The sequence below is a fragment of the Streptomyces sp. NPDC107498 genome, from assembly GCF_055582805.1.
On sequence record NZ_JBVJPE010000051.1, the window covers coordinates 1 to 9,137 of the forward strand.

Consider the following 9,137-nt stretch of genomic DNA (forward strand, 5'->3'; position numbering starts at 1 on the left):
GGAGCCCCGCAGTGGAAGTCCGGCGCGGGCAACGTCTACGCCGACGAGGGCAACCACTGGGACGTGACCTTCTACAACTGCGGCGGCTGCTGACCCGTACCGCTGCCGAAGAGCCCCCTCCGGGCGGTCACTTGGACTAACCGGAGGGGGTTCTTGGACTGGAGGGGCCCGCGCGGCCCGATCTCGTTGACGGTGCCGCCGGGGCGCGGCTGACTGGTCCGCATGTCCCTCCCCCTCTCCTCCAGACTCCGCGCGGCCTGCGCGCTCGCGGCCGCGTCGGCCACGGTGTTCGCCCTGTCCGGGCCCGTCGAGGCCGACGCCCCCGCACCCGTCCTGACCGCCACGTCCGCCGCCGTCATCGGCTCCGACCGGCTCTCCGTCGCCGTCGCCGAGGACTTCCCCCGCGTCCTGTCGTACACCGACCGGGCGAGCGGCGCCCGCCTCCTCGGGAGCACGGCCCCGGTGACGCGGATCGTGCTCAACGGCACCGCCCACGCCGTCCGGGCCCAGGGCGCACCCGTCCTGACCGCCACGTCCGCCGCGTACACCCTCGTCCTCCCCGACCTGCCCGGCGTCGAGATCGACGCCCGGCTCGGCGTCGACGGCCGGACCACCACCTTCGAGGTGACCGCCGTCCGCGACACCGAGGCCTTCCGCGTCGGCACGATCGACATACCCGGCCACGACCTGGTCTCCGTCGGCTCCTCGGACGCCGGCGCCGCGACCGCCTTCACCCGGCTCGACCCGGACTCCACCCGTACCGCGGACGTCTTCGCCCGGGTCACCGACGCCACCGCGGCCGAGGCGAACCCGGTCGGCGCGAGCTACGCGATCGTCAACACCGGACGGCTGGCCGCCGCCGTCGAGTCCAACTCCAGCTACGACAAGCCCTCCGGCGCCTCCGCCCGCGACGGCGCCCGCTTCTGGCACCAGGCCCGCAGGAGCGGCACGGAGACCCGCGTCGGCGTCTGGTCCGGCCAGTGGACCTACCGCGGCGAAGGGGCGCCCCGGCCGGAGAGCGGCGGCGACCTCCCCTGGGCGAAGGTCGTCGTCACCCCCGACGCCAACGGCGACGGCACCACCGACTGGCAGGACGGCGCCGTCGCCTTCCGCACGATCGGCGTCAAGGCCCCCGGCAGTGAGCAGACGCCCCGCCGGGTCGTCGCCCACATCCCCTTCAACTTCGCCTCCCAGGCCACCCATCCCTTCCTGCGCACCCTCGACGACGTCAAGCGGATCTCCCTCTCCACCGACGGACTCGGCCAGTTCGCGCTGCTCAAGGGGTACGGCTCCGAGGGCCACGACTCCGCCCACCCCGACTACGGCGGCAACTACAACAAGCGCGCCGGCGGCCTCGCCGACCTCAACACCCTCCTGCGCGAGGGCAGGAAGTGGGGCGCCGGCTTCGGCGTCCACGTCAACGCCACCGAGGCGTACCCCGAGGCCCACCACTTCAACGAGACCCTCGTCGACAGGACGAAGCCCGGCTGGAACTGGCTCAACCAGAGCTACTACATCGACCAGCGCCGGGACGTGAACAGCGGCGACCTCGCCCGCCGCTTCCAGCAGCTCCGCGACGAGACCGACCCCAACCTGTCGATGCTCTACATCGACGTCTACTACACGCACGGCTGGATCGCCGACAAGACGATGCAGGCCGTCCGGGCCCAGGGCTGGAACGTCGCCACAGAGTTCTCCGAGGCGTTCGAGCGGGCCTCCCTCTGGTCCCACTGGGCCAACGACCTCGACTACGGCGGCGCCACCAACAAGGGCCTCAACTCGCAGATCATCCGCTTCATACGCAACGGCGAGAAGGACGTCTGGAACGACCACCCGGTCCTCGGCCAGACCGCCCTCGTCGACTTCGAGGGCTGGACCGGCGAGACCGACTGGAACGCCTTCTCCGCCAACATCTGGCAGCGGAATCTGCCCGCCAAGTACCTCCAGCAGCAGAGGATCACCCGCTGGAACGGCGACGACATCACCTTCACCGGAGGCGTCCGCGGCACCGTCGAGAACGGCCGCCGCACCTTCTACGAGAACGGCCGCAAGGTCCTCGACGGCGAGAGCTACCTGCTCCCCTGGGACGGCGGCAGGAAGCTCTACCACTACAACAGGGCCGGCGGCACGACCAGCTGGGCCGTCCCCGGCGGCACGCGCGCGTACACCGTGTACGAGCTCACCGACAACGGGCGCGTGAGGACCGCCACCGTGCGCCCCTCCGGCGGACGCATCACCCTCGACGCCGCCGCCGGACGGCCCTACGTCCTCTACCCCGACAGCGCCCCCGCGCAGACCGCCCCGCGATGGGGCCAGGGCACCCCGGTGAAGGACCCCGGCTTCAACGACGCCGGGCTCGGTGCCTGGACCAGGTCCGGCACCGTCACCCGCGACACCGACGACCAGGGCCGCAACAGCGCGAAGCTCAGCGGCACCGCCACCGCCTCCGTCCGCCAGCGGATCACCGGCCTCGCCCCCGGCGAGCGGTACACCGCCTCCGCCCTCGTCGAGGTCGAGCCCGGGAAGACCCGCCCCACCACCCTGTCCATCGGCGGCCGGGCGGTCACCGTCGAGCGCTCCGCCCTGGAGGACCGGGTCGCCGCCTCCGACTGGAACGGCACCCGCTTCCAGCGCGCCAAGGTCACCTTCACCGCCCCCGCCGGCGGCTCCGCCCCGCTGCGCATCCAGGCCGCGGGCGGCAGCCCGGCGTCCGTCCGGATCGACGACGTGCGGATCGTCGCCAACACCCCGGCGACGAAGGCCGGCGCGGTCGCCCACGAGGACTTCGAGGCCGTCGACCAGGGCTGGGGCCCCTTCCTCAAGGGCGACGCCGGAGGTACGACCGACCCCCGCACCCACATCGCCCAGCTGCACGCCCCGTACACCCGGGCCGGCTGGAACGGGAAGGCGATCGACGACGTCGTCGGCGGCGCCGAGAGCCTCAAGTCCCACGACGAGAACAGCGGACTCGTCTACCGGACCGCGCCCTGGACCGTCCCCATGGAGGACGGCCACGACTACCGCGTGGAGTACGACTACCAGTCCAGCCACGCGGGCGCGTACGAGTGGGTCACCGGCTACGACCGCAGGCACGGCGACGGACGGGCCGTCGAGACCAGGCGCACCCCGATCGGACAGCAGAGGACCACCGGGCACTTCGCCGAGACCGTCACCGCCGGCTGCGGCGACACCTGGACCGGGCTGCGCAAGCGCGGGGACGCCCCGGACGGCGCCGACTTCGTCCTCGACGGCTTCACCGTCACCGACCTCGGCCCGGCCGCCGGGCGCGCCGCCTGCGGCACGCTCACCGTCACCGCGCCCGAGACCCTGGAACCCGGCCGGCCGAACCGGGTCACGGCCGCCTTCGACAACGACGAGGCCGCCGACGTCACCGGTGCCCGGGCCGTCCTCGCCCTCCCCGAGGGCTGGACCGCCGAGCCCGCCGGGCCCGTCGACCTCGGTACGGTCGCCCCGGGCGCGAAGGCCACCGCCACCTGGCAGGTGACCCCGCCGGTGGACGCGGCCCACCGGCCGTACTCGCTGGGCGCCTCCGTCGCGTACGACCTGGACGGCCGGCCCGGGAGGCTGACCGCCGCGACCACCGTCCGCACCCTCCCCCCGCCGCCCACCGCCGACAGCTGGGCGAGCGACCTCGACTGGACCTCGGCCGCCAACGGCTGGGGACCCGTCGAGCGCGACCTCTCCAACGGCGAGACCGGCACCGGCGACGGCTCCCCGCTGCGGATCGGCGGAGTGGCGCACGCCAAGGGCCTGGGCACCCACGCCCCCGCCGAGGTCCGCTACTACCTGGGCGGCCGGTGCACCTCGCTCACCGCCGAGGTCGGAGTGGACGACGTCCAGACCAGCCGGGGCAGCGTCCGGTTCAGCGTGCTCGCGGACGGGGTGGAGAAGGCGAAGTCCCCGGTCCTCAAGGCCGCCGACCCGGCCTGGTCGCTCACCGCCGACGTCACCGGCGCCGCCTACGTGGACCTGGTGGTCGGCGACGGCGGCGACGGGAACGGCAACGACCACGCGGACTGGGGAAGCGCCCGCTTCCACTGCGGGAGCTGAACGGCGCGAGCCGAGTCGCGGAAGCCGGACCGCGCGAGCCGAACCGCGGAAGCCGGACCGCGCGAGCCGAGTCGCGTGAGAACCGCGCGAGCCGGACCGCGGACAGAAAGCGCTTGTCGTGCTCATTGATTGCGTCGGAGACAGGGTGTTACACCGGGCGCCGACCGGTCTCCACCACTTCCCCCGGGAGGCTCCCGTGTCCCTGCCCCTCTGGTCCCGCCGTACCTTCCTGAGCACGATGGCCGCCGCGGCGACCGTCCTGGCGCTGCCCTCCGCCGCCCGTGCGGCGGACCCGGCCGAAGCGGCCGGTTCGGCCGACGAGTTCGAGACCCTGCGGCTGCGCTGGCTCGACCTCCAGCTCGGCTCCGGCTTCGACGCCGGGGCCGAGCCCTACGCCGGCCGGCTCGCCGAGACGGGCACGCTCGCGCGTGCCTTCCGCGCGAGCATGGCCGTCGCGCCCGCCTCGCTCTGGCCCGACGCCCCCTTCGACCCGCCGGCCGGCGTCACCCAGAGCTACAGCCGCCTGTGGACCATGACCCAGGCGTACGCACAGCCCGGCACCGGCCTCACCGGAGACGAGGGCCTGCTCGCCGACGTGCTGCGCGGCCTCGACCACCTCTCCGCCACGGTCTACCGGGCGGGCGCCCCGCGCCCCGGCAACTGGTGGGAGTGGCAGATCGGCAGCCCCCGCCTGCTCATGGACATCGTGGCCGCGCTCCGTCCCCGCCTCGGCGCCGAGCGCATCGCCGCCGCCTGCGCCGCCGTCGACCACTTCGTGCCCGACTCGGTCCTGGGCGGCTACACCGGCACCTCCACCGGCGCCAACCGCGTCGACCTCTGCCGCTCGGTCGCCCTGCGCGGCGTCCTCGGCGCGAACCCCGCCAAGGTGGCCCTCGCCCGCGACGCCCTCTCGCCCGTCTTCCCGTACGTGACCGAGGGCGACGGCCTCTACGCCGACGGCTCCTTCGTCCAGCACACCTGGGTCGCCTACTCCGGCACCTACGGGCAGGTCGTGCTCGACGGCCTCGGCCGGCTCTTCGCCCTCCTCGCCGGCTCCACCTGGGCCGTCACCGACCCGAACCGGCAGATCGTCCTCGACAGCGTCGAGAAGGCCTACGCGCCCTTCCTCCACGACGGTCTGATGATGGACAGCGTCAACGGGCGCGCCGTCAGCCGCGGATACCTCAAGAACGACGACCGGCGGATCATGCGCTCCGACCACTTCCACGGCCAGGGCCTCATCGCGGCCATCGTCCTCCTCGCGGGCGGGGCGTCCGCCGCCGAACGGGACCGGTGGCACGCGCGCGTGAAGGGGTGGATCGAGCGCGACACCGTCTCCCCGATCCTCGCCGCCCGCCAGTTCGGCGTCGCCGACCTCGCCCGGCTGCACGCCGTGGCGGCGGCCCCCGTCCCGGCCGCCCCCGAGCCCACCGGCCACCGCCTCTTCCCCGCCATGGACCGGGCCGTCCACCGCCGTCCCGGCTGGGCCGCCAGCCTCTCCATGGCCTCGGACCGGATCACGTACTACGAGTGCGGAAACGGCGAGAACCCGCGCGGCTGGCACACCGGCGCCGGCATGCTCTCCTGGTGGGCGCCGGGCCTCGGCGACCAGTACACCGACTGGTTCTGGCCCACCGTCGACCCGTACCGCCTCCCCGGCACCACCGTCTCCACCAAGCGCCTCGCCGACCGGGCGGGCGGCGAGTGGGGCGCGCCCAGGCCGGCCGTCCGCTGGGTCGGCGGGACCACCGACGGCGAGTACGCGGCCGTCGGCCAGCACCTCAAGGGCCTCGGCTCCACCCTGGAGGCCCGCAAGTCCTGGTTCTGCGCGGCGGACGCGATCGTCTGCCTGGGCGCCGGGATCACCGCGACCGACGGCGTGCCCGTCGAGACGATCGTCGACAACCGCCTCCTGGGGGAGGGCGGCACCCGGGCCTTCACCACCGGCGACGGCTGGGCGCACCTGGAGGGCCACGGCGGCTGGGTCTTCCCGCAGGGGACCGGGAACCTCCGCACGCTGCGCGAGGACCGCACCGGCGCCTGGAGCGACATCAACGCCACCAGCTCCACCGAGCGCCGCACCCGCCGCTACCAGACCCTCTGGCTGGACCACGGCACCGATCCGGTCGCCGCCTCCTACGCGTACCTCCTGATGCCGGGCGCCTCGCGCCGTACGCTCGCGGCCCGTGCCGCCGACCCGGGCTGGCTGCACGTTCTCGACAACACCGCCGAGCGGCAGGCGATCGCCGTCCCGCCCCTCGGGCTGACCGCCGCGAACCTCTGGCAGGCCGGTACGGTGGGGCCGCTCACGGTCACCGCGCCCGCGAGCGTCCTCGTCCGGCGCCGTCGCTCGGTCCTGGACCTGAGGGTCTCCGAGCCGCTGCGCACGGGGCGGCCGCTGGAGCTCGTGTGGAACCGTCGGGTCCGCGGAGTGGTCCGCCACGACCCCTCGGTGGAGGTCCTCGCCACCGGGTCCTCGCTGCGGCTGCGGATCGCCCCCGGCACCGGGGGAGCGACCCATGGTTGCGAGGTTCTGCTCTAGGTCTATGTCGGACCCCTACAAACACAGGGGGTGCCTGGCTGTTGACTCGGGCTGGAGGGGCTTGGGTTCTGTCCAGCCCCACCAGGATTCGACACGCGAGACTGTACGGAGTCGACGGCGGGGTTTTCTTGTGTGACTTCGTAGGGTCGGTACATGACCGTTGTGGACCAGATCCCGAGCGAGCCCGCCGACGCCCGTGGCCGAGTGGCCGAGCTGCACGTCCTGCGCGAGCAGGCGCTGCGTGGCCCGAGTGACCGTGCGACCGAGGCGCAGCACGCGAAGGGCAAGCTGACGGCACGTGAGCGCATCGAACTGCTGCTCGACCCTGGTTCCTTCAGCGAGGTCGAGCAGCTGCGCCGGCACCGCGCCCAGGGCTTCGGCCTGGAGGCGAAGAAGCCGTACACCGACGGTGTCATCACCGGCTGGGGCACGGTCGAGGGCCGCACGGTCTTCGTGTACGCGCACGACTTCCGGATCTTCGGCGGCGCCCTGGGCGAGGCCCACGCCACCAAGATCCACAAGATCATGGACATGGCCATCGCGGCCGGTGCGCCGCTGGTCTCCCTGAACGACGGCGCGGGCGCCCGGATCCAGGAGGGCGTCTCGGCGCTCGCCGGGTACGGCGGCATCTTCCAGCGCAACACCAGGGCGTCGGGCGTCATCCCGCAGATCTCGGTGATGCTCGGCCCGTGCGCCGGCGGCGCGGCCTACAGCCCGGCGCTGACGGACTTCGTGTTCATGGTCCGCGAGACCTCGCAGATGTTCATCACCGGCCCGGACGTCGTCAAGGCGGTCACCGGCGAGGAGATCACCCAGAACGGCCTGGGCGGCGCCGACGTGCACGCCGAGACCTCCGGCGTCGCGCACTTCGCGTACGACGACGAGGAGACCTGCATCGCGGAGGTGCGCTACCTCCTGTCGATGCTCCCGCAGAACAACCGCGAGAACCCGCCGACCGTCGCCTCCGAGGACCCGGCCGACCGCCGCTCCGACGTCCTGCTCGACCTCGTGCCCGCCGACGGCAACCGCCCGTACGACATGCACAAGGTCATCGAGGAGCTCGTCGACGACGGCGACTACCTGGAGGTCCACGAGCGCTGGGCCCGCAACATCATCTGCGCCCTGGCCCGGCTGGACGGCCAGGTCGTCGGCATCGTCGCCAACCAGCCCCAGTCGCTGGCCGGCGTCCTGGACATCGAGGCCTCCGAGAAGGCCGCGCGCTTCGTGCAGATGTGCGACGCCTTCAACATCCCGATCATCACCCTTCTGGACGTCCCCGGCTTCCTGCCCGGCGTCGACCAGGAGCACGGTGGAATCATCAGGCACGGCGCGAAGCTGCTCTACGCGTACTGCAACGCGACCGTGCCCCGGATCTCCCTGATCCTGCGCAAGGCCTACGGCGGCGCCTACATCGTGATGGACTCCCAGTCCATCGGCGCCGACCTGACGTACGCCTGGCCCACCAACGAAATCGCGGTCATGGGCGCCGAGGGCGCCGCCAACGTCATCTTCCGCAAGCAGATCGCCGAGGCCGAGGACCCCGACGCCATGCGGGCCCGCATGGTCAAGGAGTACAAGGCCGAGCTCATGCACCCCTACTACGCGGCCGAGCGCGGCCTGGTCGACGACGTCATCGACCCCGCCGACACCCGCCAGGTCCTCATCAAGTCCCTCGCGATGCTCCGCACCAAGCACGCCGACCTGCCGTCCCGCAAGCACGGCAACCCGCCTCAGTAAGAGGAGTCATCCACGTGACCAGTCCCGCCAACCTTCTCCGCGTCGAGAAGGGCACCGCCGACCCCGAGGAGCTCGCCGCCATCACGGCGGTGCTGCTCGCCCGCGCCGCCTCCCAGCCCGCCGAGGAGACCCACCGGAGCCGCACCCAGGCCGGCTGGCGCCGCCTGGAGCGCGAGCACGGCTTCCGCGCGCCCCACAGCTGGCGCTGATCCCGCGGCAGTCCGCGTGACGGAGGGCCGGAACCCGGATGACACCGGGTTCCGGCCCTCCGTCACGTCCGGGCCGCGCCCTGCGCACCGCACCCGGCCGGAGCCCTCGCGGGCTCCGGCCGCCGCGTGCTCTCCGGCTGCCGTCCGGGCTCCTGCGTCCGGGGGTCCCGGCGTGCCGCGGGGCCTCCGGGTACCGGGCGGACTCGGGCGCGCGGGGCACCTCCCGCCTCCGGCCGTACTCCCGGCGCGGTCCCCTGCGCCACGAACCCGTGCCGGCCCACATGGTGGCGAGTGCCGCCGCCGCCGTCGGTACCACCGGGATCGTCAGCAGGCCGACGGCAGTGGACGCGGCGGGGCACGGGGGCGGTTTCGCGCGGAAGGCCGCGTTCCCGGGAGGGGAACGCGGCCTTCCGCGCGAAACGCCGGGGACAGCTACCGCAGGCGTGCCATGAGGGCGTGCTCGACGAGGGTGATGAGGGCGCTCTTGGCGTCGGCGCGGTGGCGGGCGTCGGTGGTGATGATGGGGGTGTCGGGGCCGATCTGGAGGGCTTCGCGGACTTCTTCGGGCTGGTAGGGCT

The 9,137-nt window shown here is 73.4% G+C and carries 4 protein-coding genes and 1 pseudogene; 4 read left to right on the forward strand and 1 reads right to left on the reverse strand.

Going from position 1 to position 9,137, the window contains the following annotated elements:
- Positions 1-222: 222 nt before the first annotated feature.
- The 4 genes from ACZ66Z_RS36515 to ACZ66Z_RS36530 all read left to right on the forward strand — a co-directional run bounded on the left by ACZ66Z_RS36515 (position 223) and on the right by ACZ66Z_RS36530 (position 8,559).
- Positions 223-4,071: an endo-alpha-N-acetylgalactosaminidase family protein gene (locus tag ACZ66Z_RS36515; RefSeq protein ID WP_469940277.1), complete on the forward strand. Its 3,849-nt coding sequence runs from the start codon at positions 223-225 to the stop codon at positions 4,069-4,071.
- Between the two features lie 238 nt (positions 4,072-4,309).
- Positions 4,310-6,613, forward strand: coding sequence for a polysaccharide lyase 8 family protein (locus ACZ66Z_RS36520; protein ID WP_469940281.1), 2,304 nt, complete (start codon positions 4,310-4,312; stop codon positions 6,611-6,613).
- Between the two features lie 153 nt (positions 6,614-6,766).
- Positions 6,767-8,350, forward strand: a complete 1,584-nt coding sequence (locus ACZ66Z_RS36525) for an acyl-CoA carboxylase subunit beta (protein WP_469940278.1) — start codon at positions 6,767-6,769, stop codon at positions 8,348-8,350.
- 14 nt (positions 8,351-8,364) lie between these two features.
- Complete coding sequence (locus tag ACZ66Z_RS36530; RefSeq protein WP_469940280.1) at positions 8,365-8,559, forward strand: acyl-CoA carboxylase subunit epsilon; 195 nt, start codon at positions 8,365-8,367, stop codon at positions 8,557-8,559.
- Positions 8,560-8,991: 432 nt separating this feature from the next.
- Here ACZ66Z_RS36530 and ACZ66Z_RS36535 read toward each other — a convergent pair.
- Positions 8,992-9,137 (reverse strand): annotated as a pseudogene (locus tag ACZ66Z_RS36535) (ATP-binding protein); the annotation flags it as partial.

Excerpts from the sequence above, each read along its gene's own strand:
- ACZ66Z_RS36525 (WP_469940278.1), top strand. The coding sequence starts at position 6,767 with ATGACCGTTGTGGACCAGATCCCGAGCGAGCCCGCCGACGCCCGTGGC.
- ACZ66Z_RS36515 (WP_469940277.1), top strand. The coding sequence starts at position 223 with ATGTCCCTCCCCCTCTCCTCCAGACTCCGCGCGGCCTGCGCGCTCGCG.
- ACZ66Z_RS36520 (WP_469940281.1), top strand. The coding sequence starts at position 4,310 with ATGGCCGCCGCGGCGACCGTCCTGGCGCTGCCCTCCGCCGCCCGTGCG.